Below are 23,710 nucleotides of genomic sequence, written 5' to 3'. Positions count from 1 at the left end.
GTTGGCCGTTAAAAAGAAACCTGCTCCCAAGCGCGGCGCCAGCCGGTATCAGGCACCCGCGAAGACGCCGATTCCGGGTTGGGTGTGGATGGCGATCGGCCTGACCGTCGGCGCTTTCGTTGTTTTTCTGATGAAGCTCGAACCCGGCAGTGGCGACGATATCAAGCGCGTCAAGGCTGAAGCCAAGGCCGCGAAGATCGCCGAAGCGAACAAGACGCCGCCCAGCCCGACCGCGCCCGTGAAGCCGAAGTACGACTTCTACACGCTGTTGCCTGAGTCGGAAGTCATCGTGCCGAATGAAGCGGTGCCAGAGAAGACGCCACCGGTCGTTGCGCCAAGCACGCCGGTTACGCCTGAAGTGGCCGCGAAGATCGACACGGCTCGTGCCCAGGCGGCACTCAGCGGTCTGACGCCACCGCCAGCGCCTCCGGTGGCCAAGCCGGCGGCCGTGACGACGTTCTTCCTGCAAGCGGGCTCGTTCCGCAAACAGGCCGACGCCGAAAAAGTGCGCGCGCAGATTATTCTGCTGGGGCAAACCTCGACCGTGGAGTCGGGCACGGTGAAGGATGAAACCTGGTACCGCGTGCTGGTCGGCCCGTTCAGCAACCGCGAACAGCTGACCATCGCGCAGAAGCAACTGGCGGGCGGCGGCTTCAGCAACCTGCTCCTGCAACAGCGCCAGGCTCGCTAGGGCACTGTCGCCCACCGCAGGACCAACGATCGGTCCCGCTCCACGCGGGCACGATCAGTTGTAGGAGTGAGCTTGCTCGCGATGACATTGGCACATCCAACATAATGGGTGCCTGATTCACCGCAATCGCGAGCAAGCTCACTCCTACACAAACTTGAAGCAACCTGACGCACCGCCATTCATCCCTCAACCCACTCAACGGTTGAAATACCCGCCCCCACCCCCATATGAGTTTCCATCAGGGCATTTTCGCCCCGCAGCGTGGAGACTCTCCCCTTGACCACCATCGTTTCAGTGCGCCGCCAAGGCAAAGTCGTCATGGCCGGTGACGGCCAGGTTTCCCTGGGCAATACCGTCATGAAAGGCAACGCCAAGAAAGTCCGGCGCCTTTACCACGGCCAGGTCATCGCCGGTTTCGCAGGCGCCACCGCTGACGCCTTCACCCTGTTCGAGCGCTTCGAAGCCCAACTGGAAAAGCACCAGGGTCACCTCATTCGCGCCGCCGTAGAGCTGGCGAAAGAATGGCGTACCGACCGCTCGCTCAGCCGCCTTGAAGCCATGCTGGCCGTTGCCAACAAAGACGCCTCGCTGATCATTACCGGTAACGGCGACGTGGTTGAGCCCGAAGATGGCCTGATCGCCATGGGTTCCGGCGGTGCCTTTGCCCAGGCCGCAGCCCGCGCGCTGCTGCTGAAGACCGAACTCTCTGCCCGTGAAATCGCCGAAACCGCCTTGCACATTGCCGGCGACATCTGCGTCTTCACTAACCACAACATCACCATTGAGGAGCAGGACCTCGCCGAGTAAGCCTGAGGTAATGGCCGCCATTCATCGCGGCCTGCCCGACTTGCACTCTGCCGAGGACCGTTGAAAACCATGTCCATGACTCCCCGTGAAATCGTCCACGAACTCAATCGCCATATCATCGGCCAGGACGATGCCAAGCGCGCCGTCGCCATCGCCCTGCGTAACCGCTGGCGCCGGATGCAGCTGCCTGAAGAGCTGCGCGTCGAAGTCACCCCCAAGAACATTCTGATGATCGGCCCGACCGGCGTCGGTAAAACCGAGATCGCCCGTCGTCTGGCCAAGCTCGCCAACGCGCCTTTCATCAAAGTCGAAGCGACCAAGTTCACCGAAGTCGGCTACGTGGGTCGCGATGTCGAGTCGATCATCCGTGATCTGGCTGACGCGGCGATGAAGCTGCTGCGTGAACAGGAGATCACCAAGGTCCGCCACCGCGCTGAAGACGCCGCCGAAGAGCGCATTCTCGACGCCCTGCTGCCACCGGCGCGCGCGGGCTTCAACGAAGACGCGACATCGGGCAGTGATTCCAACACCCGTCAGTTGTTTCGCAAGCGCCTGCGCGAAGGTCAGCTGGACGACAAGGAAATCGAGATCGAGGTCGCGGAAATGGGCGGCGTCGATATTTCCGCGCCGCCGGGCATGGAAGAGATGACCAACCAGCTGCAGAGCCTGTTTGCCAACATGGGCAAGGGCAAGAAGAAAAGCCGCAAGCTGAAAGTCAAAGACGCGATGAAGATGGTTCGCGATGAAGAAGCGGGCCGTCTGGTCAACGACGAAGAGCTGAAAGTGCAAGCGCTGGAAGCGGTCGAGCAGCACGGCATTGTGTTCATCGACGAGATCGACAAAGTGGCCAAACGCGGCAATGTCGGCGGCGCCGATGTTTCACGCGAAGGCGTTCAGCGCGACCTGCTGCCGCTGATCGAAGGCTGCACCGTCAACACCAAGCTGGGCATGGTCAAGACCGATCACATCCTGTTCATCGCGTCCGGCGCGTTCCACCTGAGCAAGCCGAGCGATCTGGTGCCTGAACTGCAGGGTCGTCTGCCGATTCGCGTCGAGCTCAAAGCGCTGAGCCCGCAGGATTTCGAACGCATCCTGACCGAACCCCATGCCTCGCTGACCGAGCAATACCGCGAGCTGTTGAAGACCGAAGGCCTGAACATTGCGTTCCTGCCGGATGGCATCAAGCGTCTGGCCGAGATCGCCTGGCAGGTCAACGAGAAGACCGAGAACATCGGTGCGCGTCGCTTGCATACGCTGCTTGAGCGGTTGCTGGAAGAGGTTTCTTTCAGTGCCGGTGATCTGGCGGGTGCGCAGGATGGCGGGACGATTCAGATCGACGCTGAGTACGTGAACAGCCACTTGGGTGAGCTGGCGGAAGACGAAGATCTGTCGCGTTATATCCTTTAAAGCAGCTGCAAGCGGTTAGCTTCAAGCGGCAAGCAGATTTCACTGGCTGCACGAATCTGCTTCGCTTGGAGCTTGTAGCTTGTAGCTTGTAGCTTGTAGCTTTGTAGCTTGTAGCTGAGATTACCTCTATGACCCGCATTCCCACCGCTGTCCAGCTGCACAAAGCGTCGAAAGTCCTCAGCCTGAAATACGGGCCGGACGAGGAATACCGCCTGCCGGCGGAATTTCTGCGTGTGCACTCGCCTTCGGCGGAGGTGCAGGGCCATGGGAACCCGATTTTGCAGTTCGGCAAGCTGGGCGTCGGGCTTACCAAAGTGGAACCCGCCGGCCAGTACGCGCTGAAGCTGACCTTTGACGACGGTCATGACAGCGGTTTGTTTACTTGGGAATACCTGGAGCAACTGGCGCAACGCCAGGCGCAACTGTGGGAGGAGTACCTGGCCGAGCTCAAGGCCGCCGGCAAATCCCGCGACCCTTCCGAGCAAGTCATCAAGCTGATGCTCTAGCCGTCGCTCCAGACGTCAGGCGGTCAGCACCTTGTCCAGCTGCCGTTCAACTTCCGACTGAATCGAACCGCTCATGGCGGAGAGGAAGAAGTTGAGATCGATGTTCACCCGCACCCATTCATCTTCGACCGCGACAGTGCCCTTGGCGCCCTTGCCTTCCAGGGCCACGGTGTCGCCTGTCCACTCGTGCTCGATGCCGTACTTGTCGGACAGTTTCTGCAGCATGATCTCAGCCTTGTCGCGGGCCTTTTCCTTTCCCAGCGTGTGCTGGCGTTCCACGGTAATTCTGGCCACTGACGGGCTCCTGCTTCGGCTTAAATCGTCGACGCACTATACCAGCGGCCCGAAGCGAAGAAACTGTTGGCCGTGCGCCTTGTCAAGACAAAGCCAGCCCCGACGATTAGAATGGCGCCACTTTATTCCGGTGACAGCGATATGAATGATCCGCGCAAAGGCAGCGATGCCGAACCCATCACCCACTTCGGTTACAAAAACGTACCGGAAAGCCAGAAGGCCGAGAAAGTCGCCGAGGTATTTCACTCCGTCGCGGCCAAATATGACCTGATGAACGACGTACTGTCCGGCGGCATGCATCGCCTCTGGAAGCGCTTCACCATCGAACTGTCCGGCGTTCGCAGCGGCAACCGCGTGCTCGACATCGCAGGCGGCACCGGTGATCTGGCGAAGAAGTTCTCCCATCTTGTCGGCCCGACCGGTGAGGTCGTACTGGCTGACATCAATGCATCGATGCTCAAGGTCGGTCGTGACCGCCTGCTGGATCGCGGAGTGGCCGGCAACATCAAGTTCGTCCAGGCCGACGCTGAAAAGCTGCCGTTCCCTGACAACCACTTCGACTGCGTGACCATCGCCTTCGGCCTGCGCAACGTGACGCACAAGGAAGACGCCATCAGCTCCATGCTGCGGGTGCTCAAGCCGGGTGGTCGTTTGCTGGTGCTGGAATTCTCCAAGCCCACCAGCAAAGTCATGTCCAAGATCTACGACGCCTACTCGTTCGCTTTCATGCCGCTGGCCGGCAAGCTGATCACCAACGATTCGGAAAGCTACCGCTATCTGGCAGAGTCGATCCGCATGCACCCTGATCAGGAAACCCTGAAGTCAATGATGGTCCAGGCCGGTTTCGACCGAGTGACCTACCACAACATGACCTCCGGCATCGTGGCGCTGCACCGGGGCATCAAACCCTGATGCTGATCAACGGCTTGCTCGCCAGTGCCGAACACGGCATCAACCGCGTGCTGCGCATGGACAGCACCGCCTTGCCGCGCCTTGACCGGCTGAGCGGCAAGGTCATCGCGATCGAGTGCACCAGCCCGACGTTTCATCTGCACGTGCTGCCCGGCGACGACGGCCTGATGCTGGCGGCGAACTGGGAAGGCGGTGCTGATGTGACCCTGCGCGCGCCCGCTGCGAGCCTGATGCGCCTGGCGATGAGCAAAGACAAAAATGCCGTGCTGCACAGCCCGGAAGTCGAGCTGGAGGGCGAAAGCGCCGTGCTGCTTGAGCTGGTGGGCGTGCTGCAGGACCTGGACCTCGATTGGGAGTACGAGCTGCAACGCTGGCTCGGCCCTGTCGCGGCGCCCCTGATCGGCGGGCACCTGCGCAACAGCGCGCGCTGGACCCGCGACAGCGCGGCCAGCCTCAGCCACAACCTGGCCGAATACCTGGCCGAAGAATCCCGCACGCTGGTCGGCAAACGCGAGGCCGAAGCCCGCTTCGCCGAACTGGATCAGACCAAACAAGACCTGGAACGCCTCGAAGCCCGCTTCGAGCGTCTGGCCCACTCCCTCACATCCAGCGATAACGCATGAGCCTGCTTGCCGTCCGCCGCCTGTTTCGCATCCAGCGTGTCGTAATCCGTTACCGCCTCGATGACCTGTTGTTCGCCCTGCCCTTGCCGTGGTGGCTGCTGGCTGTGCGCTTCGTGCTGCCATGGCGCTGGTTGTCGCGGCGCAAGAACGAACTGAGCCGTGGTGCCCGTCTGCGACTGGCGTTGCAGGACCTGGGGCCGATTTTCATCAAGTTCGGGCAGTTGCTGTCCACCCGGCGGGATCTGCTGCCTGAAGACGTGGCCGACGAGCTGATGATGCTGCAGGACCGCGTGCCGCCGTTCGACTCGGCCAAAGCCGTGGCGCTGATCGAGTCGCAGCTGGGCGCGAAGATCAGCGAAGTGTTCAGCCGTTTCGATGTGGCCCCGCTCGCCTCTGCTTCTGTCGCTCAAGTCCACGCCGCGCGCCTGAAGACTGGCGAGGAGGTGGTGGTAAAGGTCGTACGGCCAGGCTTGAAGCCGATCATCGGTTCCGATCTTGCGTGGCTGTTCATTCTGGCAAAGATTGCCGAGCGTGTTTCCGCAGACGCCCGCCTGCTGCACCCGGTGGACGTGGTCGCCGATTACGAAAAAACCATCTACGACGAGCTCGACCTGCTGCGCGAGGCGGCCAACTCCAGCCAGCTGCGCCGCAACTTCGAGGGCTCGCCCATGCTCTACGTGCCGCAGGTCTACTGGGACTGGTGCCGGCCGAAGGTGTTGGTCATGGAGCGCATTTACGGCGTGCAAGTGACCGATCTGGCGACCCTCGCCGATCAGCGCACCGACATGAAGAAGCTGGCGGAGCGCGGCGTCGAGCTGTTCTTCACCCAGGTTTTTCGTGACAGCTTTTTCCACGCCGACATGCACCCCGGCAATATTTTCGTCAGCACGGTCACGCCGTGGGATCCCCAGTACATCGCCATCGACTGCGGAATTGTGGGCAGTCTGACCCCTGAGGATCAGGACTACCTGGCGCGCAACCTGTTTGCCTTCTTCAAGCGCGACTACCGCCGTGTGGCTCAGCTGCACATTGACTCGGGCTGGGTGCCGGCCGAGACCAAGCTGAATGAATTCGAAGCGGCCATCCGTACGGTGTGCGAACCGATATTCGAGAAGCCCCTGAAAGACATTTCCTTTGGCCAGGTACTGATGCGCCTGTTCCAGACCGCTCGCCGCTTCAACATGGAAGTGCAGCCGCAACTGGTGCTGCTGCAAAAGACGCTCCTCAATATCGAAGGCCTCGGCCGTCAGCTGTACCCGGAGCTGGATCTCTGGGCGACTGCGCAGCCGTTCCTCGAACGCTGGATGCGCGAGCGCGTCAGCCCGAAAACCCTGCTGGGCAACCTGCAGTCCCAGGTTGAACAGATTCCGCATCTGGCCAACATGACCCGGGATTTGCTCGAGCGCCTGTCGCAGCCCCATCGCCACGATCCGCCCCCGCCCTACCGGCGCGATGGCGATCATTGGGCCCTTCGGCTGCTCGGCGCGGGCCTGCTGGCCGGCGGCGTGCTGCTGGCAATCACCCATACCCAGACCGGCGCAGCGCTGAACACCCTGAGTGCCTGGCCTGCCTTGCTGATGCTGGCGGCAGGCGTCTATCTGGTTGTTCGCCGATAGCCATCGGCGCAAGCCGCTGGCACACTAACCCTCCCCTGGAACGGCCGGAGCCGATGATGAAAGACTGGCTGGACGAGATTAAGTGGGACAAGGACGGCCTGGTGCCCGCCATCGCACAGGACCACAAGACCGGTCGCGTGCTGATGATGGCGTGGATGAACCGTGAAGCCTTGAGCCTGACTGCCAGCGAACAGCGCGCTATCTATTGGTCACGTTCGCGTGGCAAGTTGTGGCGAAAGGGCGAAGAGTCGGGCCACGTGCAGAAGCTTCATGAGCTGCGTCTGGACTGTGATGCCGACGTCATTATCCTGATGGTCGAGCAAATTGGCGGCATCGCTTGCCATACCGGCCGCGAGAGCTGCTTCTACCGCGTCTACGATGATGCTGGCTGGAAGACCGTGGACCCGGTACTCAAAGATCCGGAAGCCATTTACCAAGCAGGACACTGAACATGACTGATACCTTGTCACGCCTTGCCGAGGTGCTCGAATCACGCAAGGGCGCGGCTGCCGACTCGTCATACGTCGCCAGCCTGTATCACAAGGGACTGAACAAGATTCTGGAGAAGGTCGGCGAAGAGTCGGTCGAAACCATAATCGCTGCCAAGGACGCTGCCATCAGCGGTGACTGCAGTGATGTCGTCTACGAAACCGCCGACTTGTGGTTCCACAGCATGGTGATGCTTGCCCAGTTGGGCCAACACCCGCAAGCCGTGCTCGATGAGCTGGACCGCCGTTTCGGCCTGTCCGGCCACGCCGAGAAAGCATCTCGCTCGGCGGAATAAACACAGGGGCTGCGGCCCGAAATTTCTTGTGAGGAACGCGTTATGGGCATTTTTGACTGGAAACACTGGATCGTCATTCTTGTGGTTGTCGTGCTGGTCTTCGGCACCAAGAAACTCAAGAATCTGGGGACTGACGTGGGTGAGTCGATCAAGGGCTTTCGCAAGGCCATGAATGACGACGACAAACATCCGGAAGAGCCAACCGTGCAGCCGCCGGTTCAGCCACAGCCAACCGCGCAGCCTGTCCCTCCGACTCAGCCGCTGCACCAGCCGCACACCATCGACGCTCAGGCGCAACGAGTCGAAGACCCCCTCCGCAAAGACTAGGTCGTGACGCATGTTTGGTATCAGCTTTTCTGAACTGCTGCTGGTCGGCCTCGTTGCCCTGCTGGTCCTGGGGCCCGAGCGTCTGCCGGGCGCAGCACGGACGGCCGGGCTCTGGATCGGCCGCCTGAAACGCAGCTTCAATGCGATCAAACAGGAAGTTGAGCGCGAAATCGGCGCTGACGAGATTCGGCGTCAGCTGCACAACGAGCATATCCTTTCGCTGGAAGAGGAAGCTCGCAAGATCATGCAGCCACAGCAACCGCCTGCAGCGCCTGTAGCCCCCGCGACACCGGCACCGGCTGAACCCGCTGCCGAGACGCCGATTCCACCGGCTCCGGCCTCTACAGCGCCGGTCATGGGTGCGGCCTCACCGGCCCAGAGCGCCGACATTGGCCCGGCCGCTCCGGCGGAAAGCGCGTCGGTTACGCCGCCGCCCGTTCATGTCGAGCCTGCTGCGCCTGCACCTTCGCCTGTCGGGCCGGATTCTGCACCCGCACCTGCGCCGGTCATCACCCCTGCGACCGCGGTGCAAAGTGCGCCTTCTGCCAACGATTCGTCACTGCCACCACGAGCCCCATGAGCGAAATCCCGGAAAACGACCAGCAAATGCCGCTGGTCTCGCACCTGACAGAACTGCGCTCTCGCCTGCTGCGCTGCGTGCTGGCGATCTTCGTGATCTTCGGCGCGCTGTTCTACTTCACCCAGAAGATCTACACCTTCGTTTCGGCCCCGCTGCGCAAGTTTCTGCCTGACGGCGCCACGATGATCGCGACCGATGTGGCCTCGCCGTTCATCACGCCGTTTAAGCTGACGATGATGGTGGCGCTGTTTCTGGCGATGCCGGTGATCCTGTATCAGATCTGGGGCTTCATTGCGCCAGGTTTGTACAAGCACGAAAAGCGCGTGGCAGTGCCGCTGCTGATCTCCAGCATCATCCTGTTCTACGCCGGGATGGCGTTTGCCTACTTCCTGGTCTTCCCGCTGATCTTCCACTTCTTCGCCAGCGTCACGCCGGAAGGCGTGTCGATGATGACGGACATCGCCAGTTACCTGGACTTCGTCATGACGCTGTTCCTGGCATTCGGGGTCGCGTTCGAGATTCCGGTGGCGGTTGTGCTGCTGGTGTGGATCGGCATCGTCGACGTCAAATACCTGAAGAAGATTCGCCCGTACGTGGTGATTGGCTGCTTCGTGGTCGGCATGATCCTCACCCCGCCGGACATCTTTTCCCAGACCCTTCTGGCTGTGCCAATGTGGCTGCTGTTTGAAATCGGCGTGCTGTGCAGTTCGATGATCACCAAGCGCGGCGATCATGAAGACGACGAGAAAGCCGAAGACGAACAGAGCCAACCGCCAGCGACCCAGCCGTGAACCTGCTGTTGCTTGAGGACGCCGACTTCATCGCGGCGGATCGGGTCGTGCTGCGTGATCGGCGCCTCAAGCACATGCAGGAAGTGCATCGCAGCGAAGTCGGCGACAGCCTGCGGGTCGGTCGAGTGAACGGCTTGCTGGGCAGTGCGCAATTGCTGCGTCTGGAAACTCGTGAAGCCGAGCTTTCGGTGAGCTTCGAGCACGCCCCGCCGGCCAAACTCCCCCTGACGCTGATCCTCGCCCTGCCGCGCCCGAAAATGCTGCGTCGGGTGTTTCAGACCGTGGCGACGATGGGTGTCCCCCGAGTCATCCTGGTCAACAGTTACCGCGTCGAAAAAAGCTTCTGGCAGACGCCCTTTCTGGAGCCGGCTGCCATTCGCGAGCAGTTGATTCTCGGACTGGAGCAGGCCCGGGACAGCGTGCTGCCTGAGATCGTCATCGAGAAGCGCTTCAAGCCGTTCGTTGAGGACCGCCTTCCCGCTGTGGTTGAAGGGACGCTGGGATTGGTCGGCCATCCGGGTGATTTCCCCGCCTGCCCACGCGCGGTCGAGCAGCCCGTCACCCTGGCCATCGGCCCCGAAGGCGGCTGGATTCCATACGAAGTTGATTTGCTGCAGGCCTCGGGGCTGAATCCAGTCCAGTTGGGTGCGCGGATCCTGCGCGTTGAAACCGCCGTGACCGCGCTACTCGCCCGATTGTTCTAGAACATGGCGACACCGATTCCCCCACAGACATAGAACCTGTGGGAGCGAGCTTGCTCGCGAAGGCTCAGTTTCAGTCACCCGAGAACGTTACTGACTGTCCCGGCCTCGTCCTGAGCACGCTCAGTCCCACACACGGCCCATGTCTGCTGCTCCGCCGCGCGGTGTCAGAACGGCGGGCAATGTCCTTGCCCCCCCCGAGCTACCTCCCGTCCTCATCAAGCACTTCAGTTTGCCGCGCGACAGCCGATGCACAAGCGTCTATAAAAAAATTCGCAGGAATTATCATGTCTCGCTGGTTTACCCAACGCCTTGGAAATATGAGCGTCCGTCTCAAACTGGGTGTCGGTTTCGGCCTTGTGCTGTTGCTGACGCTACTTATCACGGCGACGGGCTGGTCCAGCGTGAAGGCGGTGATCGAGCGTGGCGACAAGCTGGGGATGATCTCGCAGATCAGTGAGCGGACGATGGATCTGCGCACGGCAGGCATGGTGTATGAGGCTCAATACACCGCTGAAGCCGCGACGGCGGTCATGACCGCGCTGGACAAGCTCGACGCTGACCTGAAAACCGGCCAGAGCATGGTCAAAGGCATCGGCGATCTCAAACTGATGGACGCTCAGGCTCAGGCCGCCAGCGAATACCGCCGTGCCTTTGGCGACATGACCAAAGCGATCCAGACCCGCGAAGCCAGCCGAACCAACTTGGGCGCGTCCGCCGACGCCGCTGTCGATACCGTCAACCAGATCGAACAGGCGTTGCTGCAGCACGACAACATCCTGCAATTCAACAGCGCGGTGGATGTCAGCAAACAGATCCAGCAGGCACGCTTCCAGGTGCGCGGTTACACCTTCAGTGGCAAACCGGATTTCGAAAAGAACGCCACCGCCGCCATCGATGAAGCCATCGTCGGGGTCAACACGCTGGCCGGCGACGTTTCCTCCCAGTACATCCCGCAGCTGCAAAAGGCCAACCTGGCGCTCAAAGGCTATCGCGACGCTGTCGGCCAATACCGTGAAGCGCAACTGGTCAGCGTTCAGGCCCTCGCCAAGATGACCGAGCTGGGGCAACAGCTGCTGGACGCCAGCGAACAACTGAACATTTCGCAAAACGCCAAACGCGAGGCAGACACCCGCCAGGCCCAATCGACCCTTGGCATTGCCACGATAGTGGCCCTGATCCTCGGTGTTTTCGCCGCCTGGGTCATCACCCGCCAAATCACGGTGCCGCTGGGGCAGACGCTTGTTGCGGTCGAGCGCGTGGCGTCCGGTGATCTGACCCACAACTTGAGCGTCGACCGGCGCGACGAGCTTGGCCAGTTGCAGGGCAGCATCCAGCGCATGACGGTGGAGCTGCGCCAATTGATCGGCGGCATCGGCGAAGGCGTGACCCAGATCGCCAGCGCGGCCGAAGAGCTGTCGGCGGTCACTGAGCAGACCAGTGCCGGGGTCAACAGCCAGAAGGTCGAGACCGATCAGGTAGCGACGGCGATGCACGAGATGACCGCCACGGTGCAGGAAGTGGCGCGTAACGCCGAAGAAGCGTCCGAGGCCGCCGTAGCCGCTGACCTCCAGGCGCGTGAGGGCGACAAGGTCGTCAACGAGGCCATCGCGCAGATCGAGCTTCTCGCGACCGAAGTCGGTCACTCCACCGAGGCGATGGCCGAACTCAAGCGCGAGAGCGACAAGATCGGCAGCGTCCTCGACGTGATCAAGTCCGTTGCGCAACAAACCAACCTCCTTGCCCTGAACGCGGCCATCGAGGCCGCCCGGGCGGGTGAGGCCGGTCGCGGATTCGCTGTGGTCGCAGACGAAGTGCGCAGCCTCGCGCAACGCACGCAGAAATCCACGGAAGAGATCGAAGAGCTGATTTCCGGCTTGCAGAACGGCACCCGGCAAGTCGCGACGATCATGGACAACAGCCGCGAACTGACGGTCAGCAGCGTCGAACTGACCCGCCGCGCCGGCACCTCACTGGAAAACATCACCCGGACCGTGTCTGCGATTCAATCCATGAACCAGCAGATCGCCGCCGCGGCCGAGGAGCAAAGCGCTACGGCCGAAGAGATCAACCGCAGCGTGCTCAACGTGCGCGACGTGTCGGAACAGACCTCCGCCGCCAGCGAGGAAACCGCCGCGTCGAGCGTCGAGCTGGCGCGACTGGGCAGCCATCTGCAAGGGCTGGTGAGTCGCTTCCGGATCTGATCCGCTTGCCCGGCTCGCACCCGCATCAGCCACCGGCCTGCCGGCAAAGCCTCCAATAGGGGCGGAATCTGTGACACGCGTCACCCCTTCCCGCCCCTCGGAAATCTCCTACGACCTGATCAGGTCACGCCTCCGCCTCCCCTGCCGATGCGCGTTTATCGCCCATCCGCAGGAGACGCATCATGTTGCAACGCATCAACCGGGCGCTGGCCAACACCAGCGTCAAACTCAAACTCTCGCTGGGCTTTGGCCTGGTTCTGCTTCTGACCCTGGCCATTACCCTGACCGGGTGGCATGGGCTCGACACGATGATCGAGCGCTCGGAGTCACTGACCTCCATCGCTCAGCTCAACGCGATGACCAAGGACCTGCGCGCCGAGCGCATCGTCTTTCGGGTCGAAAACACTGCTGACAGCGCCTCGCGCGTCGTTGCCCGCATCAATGAAATCGAAGCGCATCTGGTGGTGCTGCGCGACGATACTCCTCCCGCCGACATTCTCAAGCTGCTCAACAGCCAAAGCGACACGGTCAGGGCGCTCGAAGCCACCTTTGCCGATCTGACCACGCTGTTGAGTGCGCGAGCCGACTCGCGTGCGCAGCTGGCGGTTCTCTCGGACGAGGCGATCAAGTCCATCGGCCAGGTGGAAAGCGAGGTCTTGAAAGCCGTCAGCCAAGAGCAGGACAGCAGCGAGCGCCTCGGGGAGTTCACCAACATCCAGCAATTGCGCGGGCAGGTGCAAAATGCCCGTTATGAAGTCCAGGCGTATGTGTTCAGCGGTAAAGAGTCCTATGAAATTGCCGCCATTACCGCCATCGACGAAGCGCTGAAGGAGGTCGAGCAGATCGCCAGCGATCAAGCCGATGGCAACGTCAGTGAATTGCTCACGGCGCGTAAGACGCTGCTCAAGTACCGCGAGCACATGGGCCAGTTCAAAGACCTGCAGGTCAAGGTTGAAGCGGCCCAGGAGTCCATGGAGGCGCTGAGCGAGAGCCTGCTCACCTCGACCGGCGAGATCACTGCGCTGCAAGGCCAGCGGCGTGATGCCGAAGCCACTCAGTCGCGGCAGACGCTCAGTGGCGTGGCCGGGTTGGCAATGCTCCTTGGCCTGCTCGCGGCGTGGCTGATCACCCAGCAGATCATCGCGCCGCTACGGCTGACCTTGAGTGCGGCGGCGCGCATCGCCAACGGTGATCTCAGTCAGGACCTGGAGCTCGGCCGCCGCGACGAGATGGGCATGCTTCAGCGCAGCATGCAGGAGATGACCCTGAGCCTGCGCAAGCTCATCAGTGGCATCAGCGACGGCGTGACCCAGATCGCCAGCGCGGCCGAGCAACTGTCCGCTGTCACGGCGCAGACCAGCGTGGGCGTCAACAGTCAGAAAGACGAAACGGACTGCGTTGCGACGGCGATGAACGAGATGACCTCAACCGTGATGGAAGTGGCCCGCAATGCCGAAGAAGCCAGCGAGGCGGCGCGGCACGCTGATCAGCAGGCGCGGGACGGCGACAAGGTGGTCAACGACGCCATCGCGCAGATCGAGCGCCTGGCGCTGGAGGTGAATAATTCCACCGAAGCCATGGGCAAGCTGAAGCTGGAGAGCGACAAGATCGGCGGTGTCCTCGACGTCATCAAGTCAGTGTCGCAGCAGACCAATCTGCTGGCCTTGAACGCCGCAATCGAAGCCGCCCGGGCAGGCGAAGCGGGACGCGGTTTTGCGGTCGTTGCCGATGAGGTTCGCGGACTGGCCCAGCGCACCCAGGAATCCACCGAGGAAATCGAAGTGCTTATCGCGGCGCTGCAAAGCGGCACCCAGCAAGTGGTGATGACCCTCGATGCCAGCCGAACCCTCACCGACAGCAGCGTGGAGTTGAGTCGCCAGGCCGGCAGCGCGCTGGGACACATCACACGGACGGTGTCGACGATTCAGACGATGAACCAGCAGATCGCCGCGGCGGGCGAGGAACAGAGCAGCGTGGCGGAGCAGATCAACCGCAGTGTGCTGAACGTTCGGGATGTGTCCGAGCAAACCGCAGCGTCCAGCGAGGAGACGGCCGCGTCGAGCATCGAACTGGCGCGGCTGGGTGTGCAGCTGCAGGAGATGGTCGGGAAGTTTCGGGTGAGTTAAGGCGAAACCGGCTGCGACGTCCAGTTGTAGGACCGGCTTTAGCCGGGAAGGCGTGTGCATTCACACCGCAGAACTAATAGCACGCGCGCTGGCCTCTTCCCGGCTAAAGCCGGTCCTACTACACAAGGGCCCGGCCCAAACAAAAACGCCGCCGAAGATCACTCTTCGGCGGCGTTTTGTTCAGCGTATGAATCAGGCGTTGACGAGGGTCGCGTCATTCACATGGGTCGCTGGCTGCAAAGGCAGCAGCGGCGCATGGGGATCGGCTTCCACCGACGCGCGCCAGGCATTGAGCCAAGCGGAATTGCCTTCGCTCCAGACCAGTTCGTGCAACCGAGCCAGCGCAACCGGATCGCTCAGCAATTGCAGGCGTTCGTGGTTGTTCAGCAGCTCAGGGCCACCCTTGATCGCGTGACGCACACGCTCGACACGCATCCACTCGATCGGCTCGGCCTCGCGATGGCGAGAAGTCGCCAGCGCGCAGGCCAAGGCGTTCTGCTGTGGATCGACCACGGCGCGAACAAAGCCGTCGTTCAGCGCATGCCAACGGTTCTCGTGGGTGTACTGATCAGTGGATATCAGCTCTTGCGGTGGCGTGTGCTCTTCCGGAATCAGGAACAGCTTGGTGTCGCGCGCCTTCAAGCCCAGGTTCGTGCGGCTGGAAATCACAGACACCGGGATCGACAGCATCAACGAACCCACGATCGGCACCAGCCACCACAGGAAGCTCGGGTTCAGCCAGGCCACCAGCAGCGCCCAGCAGAAGCCCAGCAGCGTCTGCGGCCCGTGACGCTTGACCGCTTCGCTCCACGGCGTCGAGTCATCATCACGCTGCGGCGAGTTCCACGTCGCAGCCCAGCCCAGGAACGCGGCCAGTACGAAGCGGGTGTGGAAGATCATGCGCACCGGCGCCAGCAGCATGGAAAACAGCATTTCCAGCAGCATCGACAGGGTGACCTTGATGCGGCCACCAAACCCGGTTGCGCCCTTGGCCCAGATCAGGATCACACTGAGCAGTTTCGGCAGGAACAACAGCACGACGGTCGTGGAGAACAACGCAACGGCTTTTTCCGGGTGCCACTGTGGCCACAACGGATACAGCTGGCGCGGTTCCATGAAGTACGTCGGTTCCATCAGCGTGTTCACCGCCAGCAGCGCGGTCGACAGCACCAGGAAGAAGAACCATAACGGAGCCGACAGATAGGACATCACGCCGGTCAGGAACACCGCACGGTGCACCGGGTGCATGCCTTTCACCAGGAACAGGCGGAAGTTCATCAGGTTACCGTGGCACCAGCGACGGTCACGCTTGAGCTCATCCAGCAGGTTCGGCGGCAGCTCTTCGTAACTGCCCGGCAGGTCGTAGGCAATCCACACGCCCCAGCCGGCACGGCGCATGAGCGCGGCTTCGACGAAGTCGTGGGATAGAATAGCGCCGGCAAAAGCACCTTTCCCCGGCAGCGGCGCGAGGGCGCAGTGCTCGATGAACGGTTTCATTCGGATGATCGCGTTATGACCCCAGTAGTGGGATTCACCCAACTGCCAGAAGTGCAGGCCGGCGGTGAACAACGGGCCGTACACCCGGGTCGCGAACTGCTGCATGCGTGCATACAGCGTGTCCATGCCCGAGGCACGCGGCGCGGTCTGGATGATACCGGCGTCCGGCGTCGCTTCCATCAAACGCACGAGGCTGGTAAGGCATTCGCCGCTCATGACCGAGTCAGCGTCAAGCACGACCATGTAGCGGTATTCACCGCCCCAGCGACGGCAGAAGTCATCGAGGTTACCGCTCTTGCGCTTAACGCGACGGCGGCGACGACGATAGAAGATCTTGCCGAAACCACCGGTTTCACGGCACACGTCGAGCCAGGCTTGTTGCTCGGCCACACAGATGTCGGTTTCGTTGGAGTCGCTGAGAATGAAGAAGTCAAAGCGGTCCAGATCGCCTGTAGCTTTGACCGACTCGAACGTCGCCCGCAGACCGGCGAATACGCGAGGCACGTCTTCGTTGCAGATCGGCATCACAAGCGCAGTGCGCGCGCCCGCTTCAATCGGCTCATTGCCCGCGCTTGCACCGGAAATACGGTACTTGTCGTGGCCAGTGAGCAGTTCGAGGAAGCCCATCAGCGCGGTCCAGAAACCGGCCGACACCCAGCAGAACAGAATCCCGAACAACAGAAGGATGCTGGTCTGCAGCGCATACGGCATGACCTGAACAGCGGTCTGCCACAGGGTTTGATGACTGATTTCGTCGAATGAAACCAGTGACCAGCCCTGATACGGCAGGATGCCCTTCATGTAGAAGCCGGCGACGATGGTCTGGCCCAGCATGAGGATCAACAGAATGTAGCGACGGATTGAACCGACGGTACGCCAGCGCGCCTTCGGCAGATCGCGTGGCAGATCGTCCTTGGGCGGAGGAGGATTGCTCTTGCCGGTCAGTCGACGCCAGCCGCGGTGCAGGATGTTGGTCCGCCACGGCTCCGGCACGACTTTGGTCCGACGAATCGGCGGCGTGGCTTTCAGGACAACGCGGCCACTGGCGTCGACACTCAGCATCTCGGCTTCGTGCAGCTCATCAGCGGTCGTCAGGGTCAGGCGACGACCCACCGAGGCCTGGGAGGCCTCGGCAGGATCAGCGACGGTTTGCGCCGAAAGGCGTTCGTGCAGCTCAGCGAACGAGGTGCAGCTGGCAAGTTCTGCCCGCTGCGCGTCGGTCATCGGCAGATGCGCCAGGTACTCGCTGAGAGACTCATTCAAAGGCTCTGGCACCGCGTGTGAATTACTCATCGGCTGGCAACTGGTAGCTCCAGGTTTCGGTCAGGATTTGTTGAATCATGGCCGGCCCCTGTTGGGTGGATGCAGCCTCTACCGCTGGCTGCGGGGTCTCTTTCATGCCTTTGTTGGCCTTGGCAGCGTCGCCCAGTGCGGCTTCAGGCTTGGACGCCTCATCCGACTTGGCTTCGGCTACCTTGGTAGCTTCGGCCGACTTGGCGGCATCTTTGCTGTCGGCTTTAGGGCCTTTAGCGTCCTTCATGTCTTTCGCGTCTTTCGCATCGCCGGCCTTCAAGGCATCGGTCTTAACGAGTTCAGCTTTCTCGTCCTTCGGTGCAGCAACCACTGGCGCCGCAGCAACAGCAGCCTTGGCATCAGCCTTGGCGGCCGGCTTCTTGTCCGACTTATCGGCAGTGATGACCGCTGGCTCCTTGCCCGGCTCGGCAGGGGTTTCGCGCAGCAGGTAAGCACGCATCTCAACCGCCTTGCCCGGATCCTTGACCTTCAGGCGAAGCGTCAGACGCCAGCCTTTGGTCACCGGGTTGTAGCGCAGGTTGTTCTCGACCAGATCGGTATTGTCATCGGTGATGACCTGACTGCGGATCGACGGATCTTCGCCCAGCTTGGCGAGGGTCGGGCCAACGAAATCCACCAGATAAGCAACGCTGCCGTCCGGTTGACGAATCAGGTTCGACTGCTTCACGTCACCCGTCGAGCGCAGGGTCTGCTTGACCCAGCCCAGATCTGGCGAGTGAATGGCATCCTCATCCATGGTCCAGTGCAGACGGTAGTTGAAGTCAATCGACTGACCCGGCTCTGGCTGGGTTTCCGGCTTCCAGAACGCAACGATGTTGTCGTTGGTTTCGTCAGCAGTAGGGATCTCGACCAGGTCAACGGTGCCCTTGCCCCAATCGCCCTTCGGCTCGATCCAGGCGCTTGGACGTTTGTCGTAGCGGTCATCCAGATCTTCGTAATGGCTGAAGTTGCGGCCACGTTGCAGCAGACCGAAGCCGCGCGGGTTCTCTACGGAGAAGCTGCTGACCGAGAGGTGTTTAGGGTTGTTCAGCGGGCGCCAGATCCACTCGCCATTGGCTGCCTGGATCGACAGACCGCTGGAGTCGTGCAGCTCGCGACGGTAATTCAGGACTTTCGACGGCTGATTGGCGCCGAACAGGTACATGCTGGTCAGCGGCGCAACGCCCAATTTGCCGACCTTGTCACGCAAGTACATGCGCGACTGGACATCAACCAGTGTGTTGGTGCCCGGACGCAGGGTCAGCTTGTAAGCGCCGGTGGCGCGAGGGGAGTCGAGCAAGGCGAAGATGACCAGATGGTTGTCATCCGGGCTTGGCTTCTCGATCCAGAATTCGGTGAAGCGAGGGAATTCCTCACCTGATGGCATCGCCGTGTCGATCGCCATCCCGCGCGCAGACAAACCGTAAACCTGACCTTTACCGATGACGCGGAAGTAGCTCGCGCCCAGCATGGTCATGATTTCGTCTTGCTTGTCGTCTTTGTTGATCGGGTAGGTGACGCGGAAACCGGCGTAGCCCAGGTTCTCGGTCGACTTGGGATCGAACTTCACGTCACCGAAATCGAAACGAGTCGGGTCGTACTTGATCTCGTTGACGGAGTTGGCGGTGACTTCGTTGATTTTGACCGGGGTGTCGAAGTGCATGCCCTGGTGGTAGAACGACACCTTGAACGGGGTCTTGTCATTCGCCCATTCGGCTTTGTCTTGCAGGAAGCGGATCTTTTGATAGTCCGCGAACTTCATGTCGCGGAATTCGGCCGGAAGATTGCTCTTCGGCGCGGTGAATTTCTGTCCGGCCAGATCTTTGGCCTTTGTCGCCACGTCGTCTAGATCGAACGCCCAGAGCTGACTGGCGCCGAACAGACAAAACAAAGCCGACCCTGCCAGCAGCGCGCTGCGCAAGCGCCCGCCCGGGTTCTTTGGTGCATTACATGGACTAACAATCACGAGCAACCCTCGCCGAAAACAGATGAAGAAACCAACGGCCAGCTATCAAATGCCGGGTTGGCGAGCACTGTTCCGACTCCAAAAGGGGCCAATGATTCCCCAAGCGGTGCCGGACCAGTCTGCGTTTTACCGATTTAACGGGCTTTGGCCCGTCCTTGTAGCGCGCGATTATCCAGTAGCTCGCGTTACAACGCATCAGGGGACGCAAACTATTTATTGCGTTTGAAGCCAGTAAATCCGGGGCCATCAAAAAGACCGGGGCGCTCAGGTTTCAAGCAAAAATGTCACAGGGCCATCATTGATCAGGTGCACCTGCATATCTGCACCAAACTGGCCCGTTTCCACCGTCTCGTGGGAGCTTTTGGCCTTCGTCACCAAATAGCCAAACAGCTCGGCGCCGAGGGCCGGGGGTGCAGCTTTTGAAAAGCTCGGCCGCATCCCGCTCTTGGTATCTGCCGCCAGTGTGAACTGAGAGACCAGCAGTAAGCCGCCATTAACGTCGATTAACGAAAGATTCATCTTCCCGTCGGCGTCACTGAATACCCGATAGTTAAGCAGCTTGTGCAACATCTTGTCGGCGCTGGCCGGCGTGTCTTGAGGCTCGATGCCAATCAGGACCATTAAACCTTGATCAATCGCACCAATGGTCTGGCCGGCAACGTCGACGCGCGCCTGGGAAACGCGCTGAAGCAAGGCCTTCATTTATGCCTCTTCCGGCGGCAGATCCAGCAAACGGCGCGCCACTTCTGACGCCGCCCGCACCAGCGCATCGGTGATGCCCGGCTCGGACGCCGAGTGACCGGCTTCGCGGATGACCTGCAGTTCACTGTTCGGCCACGCCTGGTGCAGCTCCCAGGCGTTGTCCAGCGTGCAGATCATGTCGTAGCGGCCATGGACGATGATGCCCGGCAGATGGGCGATTTTCGGCATGTCGCGAATCAGCTGGTTTTCTTCGAGGAACGCACCATTGGTGAAGTAATGGCATTCGATGCGCGCAATGGACAAGGCGCGATGGGGTTCGGTGAAGCGGTCGACCACCTGCGGGTTCGGACGCAATGTAGCGGTGCGCCCTTCCCATGTGGACCACGCCTTGGCGGCGTGCATCTGGGCGATCTGATCATTGCCGGTGAGGCGTTTGTGGAATGCGCCGAGCACGTCGTGGCGCTCGTCCGGCGGGATCGGCGCCATGTAGTCCTGCCAGTAATCCGGGAACAGCCGGCTCGCGCCTTCCTGGTAGAACCACTTGATGTCCTGGGGCCGGCTCAAAAAGATGCCGCGCAAAATCAAAGCATGGACCCGATCCGGGTGTTTCTGCGCGTAGGCCAGGGAGAGCGTCGAACCCCACGAGCCACCGAACACCACCCATTTGTCGATGCCCAGGTGGGTGCGGATGCGTTCGAGGTCATCGACCAGGTGCCAGGTGGTGTTGTTTTCCAGGCTGGCATGAGGCGTTGAACGACCGCAGCCGCGCTGATCGAAGGTGATGATGCGATAGAGATTAGGATCGAAATAACGGCGGCTCTGTGCATCGCATCCCGAACCCGGCCCCCCGTGAATGAATATGACGGGCAGGCCGTCCGGCGAGCCGCTTTCATCGACATACAGTACATGCGGCTCTTCCACCGCCAGATCGTGCCGGGCGTAAGGTTTGATCTGCGGGTACAAAGTCTGCATAGGTGCTCCAAAAGTCCAGTTCAGGGGCTGCGGTCTATCTGCCGTTGGGCATCATAAACCTGAATCGGCGAATGAACATGCCTGCCTGATTCCGGCCAACTGTTATCCCCTGTGTCACAGGCACATGCCCGCTGACAGCAAAACATGAGCAAGATCAACGCCAGAGTGGAACGATCAATGCAAGGCGTCTCCAGATACGGGGGAATGCGCCAGAGAATTGCCTTCGATGTGCAATGACGGCGAACCGGGGTAGCTTGTTCGAGTCGAACCGAGGGTTGTGCAACCGCGTATTTTCCGTCCGACCGGGAGGAAATAACCAATGACACGCCCTACAGTCAACCCACCCATTTAATCGTCAAACCAACTTGAGGTCGTACCCGATGTCTCCGGAACCCAACGTTCGTGACGCTGAAGTGGCAGCCTTCCGAGAAGCTGTGCTGAACAAACTCGAGTATGCCGTCGGTAAAGACCCCGACCATGCCTTCGACCATGACTGGTTCATGGCCATCGCGCTGGCGACTCGCGACAAAATGGCCGAGCGCTGGATGAACCACACGCGCTACGTCTATCGGCAGGAAAAAAAGCGCGTCTATTACCTCTCCCTCGAGTTCCTTATCGGCCGTCTGATGTTCGACAGCCTGAGTAACCTGGGCATCCTCGAAACCGCGCGCGAAGCGTTGAAAGGCCTGAACGTCGACCTGGAGCAGATTCGCTCGCTGGAGCCTGACGCTGCACTGGGCAACGGCGGCCTCGGTCGTCTGGCCGCCTGCTTCATGGAAAGCATGTCGACCCTCGGCATTGCGGGCCATGGCTACGGCATTCGTTACGAGCACGGCCTCTTCCGTCAGGCCATCGTCGATGGCTGGCAGCAGGAGCAGACCGAGAACTGGCTGGACTTTGGTAACCCGTGGGAATTCGAACGTCCTGAAGTGATTTACCAGATCGGCTTTGGCGGCAGCGTGCAGCCTCTGCTTGATGCAGCCGGCGCACCTGTGCTGGACGCCTCGGGCGAAACCCGTCAGGTCTGGACCGCAGGCGAAACCGTTCGCGCGATTGCTTACGACACGCCGGTCGTGGGCTGGCGCGGCAAAGCGGTGAACACGCTGCGCCTGTGGCGTGCGCGCGCCGTGGAAGACCTGCATCTGGAACGCTTCAACGCCGGCGACCACGTCGGTGCGGTGGCGGAAGTGGTGCGGGCCGAAAGTATTTCCCGTGTGCTGTATCCAAACGACAGCACCGAAGCGGGCCAGGAACTGCGCCTGCGTCAGGAATTCTTCTTCGTCTCGGCGTCGCTGCAGGATTTGCTGCGCCGCCACAAGAACATGGGCTACAGCATCGGCAGCCTGCCGGAACACGTTGCCATCCAGATGAACGACACCCACCCGTCGATCGCCGTGGCGGAGCTGATGCGCGTCCTGATCGACCTGCACGACGTGGAATGGGATGAAGCCTGGCGCATCACCGTCGGCACCCTGGCGTACACCAACCACACGCTGCTGCCTGAAGCGCTGGAAACCTGGTCCGTCGGCCTGATGGAACGCATGCTGCCGCGCCACATGCAGATCATTTACATGATCAACGCCCAGCACATCGACAAGGTCCGCCTGGACTTCAAAGACGATCCTGGCCTGTTCGACCTGTTGCGCGCCGTCTCGCTGATCGAAGAAGACAACGGCCGTCGCGTGCGCATGGGTAACCTGGCGTTCCTTGGCTCACACAGTGTGAACGGTGTGTCGGCGCTGCACACGCAGCTGATGCGCAAGACCGTTTTCGCTCATCTGCACAAGCTGCACCCGGACCGCATCAACAACAAAACCAACGGCATCACCTTCCGCCGCTGGCTGTTCCAGTCCAACCCGCAACTCACTTCCATGCTGGTCAAGGAGCTCGGCGAGCAGGTACTCGACAACCACGAGACCGCGCTGCTGAAACTGGAGCCGCTGGCTGAAGACCCACGATTCCAGCAGGAATTTGCCGCTCAACGCCTGCAAAGCAAACAGGCTCTGGCCACGATCATTCAGGACCGCCTGGGCATCGTGATTAACCCTGAGGCGATGTTTGACGTACAGGTCAAGCGCATCCACGAGTACAAGCGTCAGTTGCTTAACCTGTTCCACACCGTGGCGCTGTATCAGGCCATGCGTGCCGACCCGAGCACCGATTGGGTGCCGCGCGTGAAGATCTTCGGCGGCAAGGCGGCGGCCAGTTATCACTCGGCCAAGCTGATCATCAAGCTGACCAACGACATCGCGCGCACGGTCAACAATGACCCGACGTTGCGGGGCCGTTTGAAAGTGGTGTTCATGCCCAACTACAACGTCAGCCTGGCGGAAAGCATCATTCCGGCGGCGGATTTGTCGGAGCAGATTTCCACGGCGGGCCTGGAAGCGTCCGGCACCAGCAACATGAAGTTCGGCCTCAACGGCGCACTGACCATCGGTACCCTCGACGGCGCCAACGTGGAGATGAGCGAGCAGGTCGGTCTGGAGCACATGTTCATCTTCGGCATGACCTCGCAGGAAGTTGAAGCGCGCAAGCATGCCGGTGAGTTCAACGCGCATCAGGACATCGCAGCGTCCGGGCGTTTGAATGACGTGCTGCAAGCGATCCGGGGCGGGGTGTTCTCGCCGGATGATCCGTATCGCTACGCCGGGCTGATCGATCAGTTGATCAACTACGACCGCTTCTTCGTGTGCGCTGACTTCGAGTCGTACTGGCACGCCCAGGCCAAGGTCGAAGCGCGCTGGCACGATTCGAAAGAATGGTGGCGTTCGGCGGTGCTCAACACTGCGCGCATGGGCTGGTTCTCTTCGGACCGGACCATCCGCGAGTACGCGACCGAAATCTGGAACGCGCTGGATTAAGGGCGCTTGAGGTGATTGTCTCAGCCGAGACGATCACCTTGATGTGA

The 23,710-nt window shown here is 61.1% G+C and carries 21 protein-coding genes; 16 read left to right on the top strand and 5 right to left on the bottom strand.

What is annotated here, in order from left to right; all coding sequences use genetic code 11:
* Position 1: 1 nt before the first annotated feature.
* From QWI18_RS05055 to QWI18_RS05040, 4 genes are all read left to right on the top strand, one after another.
* Complete coding sequence (locus QWI18_RS05055; RefSeq protein ID WP_065986637.1) at positions 2-691, top strand: SPOR domain-containing protein; 690 nt, start codon at positions 2-4, stop codon at positions 689-691.
* A 276-nt stretch (positions 692-967) separates the two neighbouring features.
* Positions 968-1,498, top strand: a complete 531-nt coding sequence (gene hslV / locus QWI18_RS05050; protein ID WP_065986638.1) for an ATP-dependent protease subunit HslV — start codon at positions 968-970, stop codon at positions 1,496-1,498.
* Positions 1,499-1,567: 69 nt separating this feature from the next.
* A complete protein-coding gene (gene hslU / locus QWI18_RS05045; RefSeq protein ID WP_065986640.1) occupies positions 1,568-2,905 on the top strand; it encodes an HslU--HslV peptidase ATPase subunit in 1,338 nt (445 codons plus the stop codon).
* A 128-nt stretch (positions 2,906-3,033) separates the two neighbouring features.
* The gene (locus tag QWI18_RS05040; protein ID WP_369318328.1) at positions 3,034-3,411 is read left to right on the top strand and encodes a gamma-butyrobetaine hydroxylase-like domain-containing protein; all 378 of its coding nucleotides are present in this window, start codon (positions 3,034-3,036) and stop codon (positions 3,409-3,411) included.
* 15 nt (positions 3,412-3,426) lie between these two features.
* Here QWI18_RS05040 and QWI18_RS05035 read toward each other — a convergent pair whose 3' ends face one another.
* A complete protein-coding gene (locus QWI18_RS05035) occupies positions 3,427-3,705 on the bottom strand; it encodes a polyhydroxyalkanoic acid system family protein (RefSeq protein WP_369318327.1) in 279 nt (92 codons plus the stop codon).
* A gap of 141 nt (positions 3,706-3,846) precedes the next feature.
* On the opposite strand from QWI18_RS05035, the gene ubiE reads away from it, so the two are divergent.
* The 11 genes from ubiE (at position 3,847) to QWI18_RS04980 (ending at position 14,369) form a co-directional block, all read left to right on the top strand.
* A complete protein-coding gene (gene ubiE, locus QWI18_RS05030; protein ID WP_369318326.1) occupies positions 3,847-4,617 on the top strand; it encodes a bifunctional demethylmenaquinone methyltransferase/2-methoxy-6-polyprenyl-1,4-benzoquinol methylase UbiE in 771 nt (256 codons plus the stop codon).
* The gene (locus QWI18_RS05025) at positions 4,617-5,240 is read left to right on the top strand and encodes an SCP2 domain-containing protein (protein WP_065986648.1); all 624 of its coding nucleotides are present in this window, start codon (positions 4,617-4,619) and stop codon (positions 5,238-5,240) included. The genes ubiE and QWI18_RS05025 overlap by 1 nt, the downstream gene beginning before the upstream one ends.
* A complete protein-coding gene (gene ubiB / locus QWI18_RS05020) occupies positions 5,237-6,856 on the top strand; it encodes a ubiquinone biosynthesis regulatory protein kinase UbiB (RefSeq protein ID WP_369318325.1) in 1,620 nt (539 codons plus the stop codon). Before QWI18_RS05025 ends, ubiB begins: the two co-directional genes overlap by 4 nt.
* Before the next feature lie 56 nt (positions 6,857-6,912).
* Positions 6,913-7,305, top strand: a complete 393-nt coding sequence (gene hisI, locus QWI18_RS05015; protein ID WP_065986652.1) for a phosphoribosyl-AMP cyclohydrolase — start codon at positions 6,913-6,915, stop codon at positions 7,303-7,305.
* A 2-nt stretch (positions 7,306-7,307) separates the two neighbouring features.
* Positions 7,308-7,640 carry a phosphoribosyl-ATP diphosphatase gene (locus tag QWI18_RS05010; RefSeq protein ID WP_065986654.1) on the top strand — a complete coding sequence of 111 codons (333 nt, stop codon included), beginning with the start codon at positions 7,308-7,310 and terminating at the stop codon, positions 7,638-7,640.
* A gap of 42 nt (positions 7,641-7,682) precedes the next feature.
* Positions 7,683-7,967: a twin-arginine translocase TatA/TatE family subunit gene (locus QWI18_RS05005; protein WP_065986662.1), complete on the top strand. Its 285-nt coding sequence runs from the start codon at positions 7,683-7,685 to the stop codon at positions 7,965-7,967.
* Positions 7,968-7,977: 10 nt separating this feature from the next.
* A complete protein-coding gene (gene tatB, locus QWI18_RS05000) occupies positions 7,978-8,547 on the top strand; it encodes a Sec-independent protein translocase protein TatB (RefSeq protein ID WP_065986663.1) in 570 nt (189 codons plus the stop codon).
* On the top strand, positions 8,544-9,338 hold the full coding sequence (gene tatC, locus QWI18_RS04995) for a twin-arginine translocase subunit TatC (protein WP_065986665.1): 795 nt from the start codon (positions 8,544-8,546) through the stop codon (positions 9,336-9,338). The genes tatB and tatC overlap by 4 nt, the downstream gene beginning before the upstream one ends.
* Complete coding sequence (locus QWI18_RS04990; protein WP_296309040.1) at positions 9,335-10,042, top strand: 16S rRNA (uracil(1498)-N(3))-methyltransferase; 708 nt, start codon at positions 9,335-9,337, stop codon at positions 10,040-10,042. Before tatC ends, QWI18_RS04990 begins: the two co-directional genes overlap by 4 nt.
* 284 nt (positions 10,043-10,326) lie before the next feature.
* Entirely contained in the window at positions 10,327-12,243 is a 1,917-nt protein-coding gene (locus QWI18_RS04985; RefSeq protein WP_369318324.1) for a methyl-accepting chemotaxis protein, read from the top strand.
* Between the two features lie 182 nt (positions 12,244-12,425).
* A complete protein-coding gene (locus QWI18_RS04980) occupies positions 12,426-14,369 on the top strand; it encodes a methyl-accepting chemotaxis protein (RefSeq protein WP_369318323.1) in 1,944 nt (647 codons plus the stop codon).
* 192 nt (positions 14,370-14,561) lie between these two features.
* Here the strand turns inward: QWI18_RS04980 and mdoH are convergent, their stop codons facing one another.
* The 4 genes from mdoH to pip form a co-directional block, all read right to left on the bottom strand.
* Complete coding sequence (gene mdoH, locus QWI18_RS04975; protein WP_369318322.1) at positions 14,562-17,159, bottom strand: glucans biosynthesis glucosyltransferase MdoH; 2,598 nt, start codon at positions 17,157-17,159, stop codon at positions 14,562-14,564.
* Complete coding sequence (locus QWI18_RS04970; protein WP_083233003.1) at positions 17,152-19,131, bottom strand: glucan biosynthesis protein; 1,980 nt, start codon at positions 19,129-19,131, stop codon at positions 17,152-17,154. Before QWI18_RS04970 ends, mdoH begins: the two co-directional genes overlap by 8 nt.
* A 258-nt stretch (positions 19,132-19,389) precedes the next feature.
* Positions 19,390-19,827: a D-aminoacyl-tRNA deacylase gene (gene dtd, locus QWI18_RS04965; RefSeq protein ID WP_065986671.1), complete on the bottom strand. Its 438-nt coding sequence runs from the start codon at positions 19,825-19,827 to the stop codon at positions 19,390-19,392.
* The gene (pip, locus tag QWI18_RS04960; protein WP_296310919.1) at positions 19,828-20,799 is read right to left on the bottom strand and encodes a prolyl aminopeptidase; all 972 of its coding nucleotides are present in this window, start codon (positions 20,797-20,799) and stop codon (positions 19,828-19,830) included.
* Positions 20,800-21,179: 380 nt separating this feature from the next.
* On the opposite strand from pip, the gene QWI18_RS04955 reads away from it, so the two are divergent.
* Positions 21,180-23,663: a glycogen/starch/alpha-glucan phosphorylase gene (locus tag QWI18_RS04955; protein WP_192130884.1), complete on the top strand. Its 2,484-nt coding sequence runs from the start codon at positions 21,180-21,182 to the stop codon at positions 23,661-23,663.
* The last annotated feature ends 47 nt before the right edge of the window (positions 23,664-23,710 follow it).

The sequence above is a fragment of the Pseudomonas sp. W2Oct36 genome, assembly GCF_041060465.1.
Classification (GTDB): domain Bacteria; phylum Pseudomonadota; class Gammaproteobacteria; order Pseudomonadales; family Pseudomonadaceae; genus Aquipseudomonas; species Aquipseudomonas graminis_B.
The sequence above is the reverse complement of the archived record's forward strand: the minus strand, read 5'-3'. Positions and strand labels throughout refer to the sequence as shown.

Bases quoted from the DNA above. Each gene is read 5' to 3' on its own strand.
- hslU (WP_065986640.1), top strand. From the start codon at position 1,568: ATGTCCATGACTCCCCGTGAAATCGTCCACGAACTCAATCGCCATATC.
- QWI18_RS05040 (WP_369318328.1), top strand. From the start codon at position 3,034: ATGACCCGCATTCCCACCGCTGTCCAGCTGCACAAAGCGTCGAAAGTC.
- ubiE (WP_369318326.1), top strand. From the start codon at position 3,847: ATGAATGATCCGCGCAAAGGCAGCGATGCCGAACCCATCACCCACTTC.
- QWI18_RS05025 (WP_065986648.1), top strand. From the start codon at position 4,617: ATGCTGATCAACGGCTTGCTCGCCAGTGCCGAACACGGCATCAACCGC.
- ubiB (WP_369318325.1), top strand. From the start codon at position 5,237: ATGAGCCTGCTTGCCGTCCGCCGCCTGTTTCGCATCCAGCGTGTCGTA.
- hisI (WP_065986652.1), top strand. From the start codon at position 6,913: ATGAAAGACTGGCTGGACGAGATTAAGTGGGACAAGGACGGCCTGGTG.
- QWI18_RS05010 (WP_065986654.1), top strand. From the start codon at position 7,308: ATGACTGATACCTTGTCACGCCTTGCCGAGGTGCTCGAATCACGCAAG.
- QWI18_RS05005 (WP_065986662.1), top strand. From the start codon at position 7,683: ATGGGCATTTTTGACTGGAAACACTGGATCGTCATTCTTGTGGTTGTC.
- tatB (WP_065986663.1), top strand. From the start codon at position 7,978: ATGTTTGGTATCAGCTTTTCTGAACTGCTGCTGGTCGGCCTCGTTGCC.
- tatC (WP_065986665.1), top strand. From the start codon at position 8,544: ATGAGCGAAATCCCGGAAAACGACCAGCAAATGCCGCTGGTCTCGCAC.
- QWI18_RS04985 (WP_369318324.1), top strand. From the start codon at position 10,327: ATGTCTCGCTGGTTTACCCAACGCCTTGGAAATATGAGCGTCCGTCTC.
- QWI18_RS04980 (WP_369318323.1), top strand. From the start codon at position 12,426: ATGTTGCAACGCATCAACCGGGCGCTGGCCAACACCAGCGTCAAACTC.
- mdoH (WP_369318322.1), bottom strand. From the start codon at position 17,159: ATGAGTAATTCACACGCGGTGCCAGAGCCTTTGAATGAGTCTCTCAGC.
- dtd (WP_065986671.1), bottom strand. From the start codon at position 19,827: ATGAAGGCCTTGCTTCAGCGCGTTTCCCAGGCGCGCGTCGACGTTGCC.
- pip (WP_296310919.1), bottom strand. From the start codon at position 20,799: ATGCAGACTTTGTACCCGCAGATCAAACCTTACGCCCGGCACGATCTG.
- QWI18_RS04955 (WP_192130884.1), top strand. From the start codon at position 21,180: ATGTCTCCGGAACCCAACGTTCGTGACGCTGAAGTGGCAGCCTTCCGA.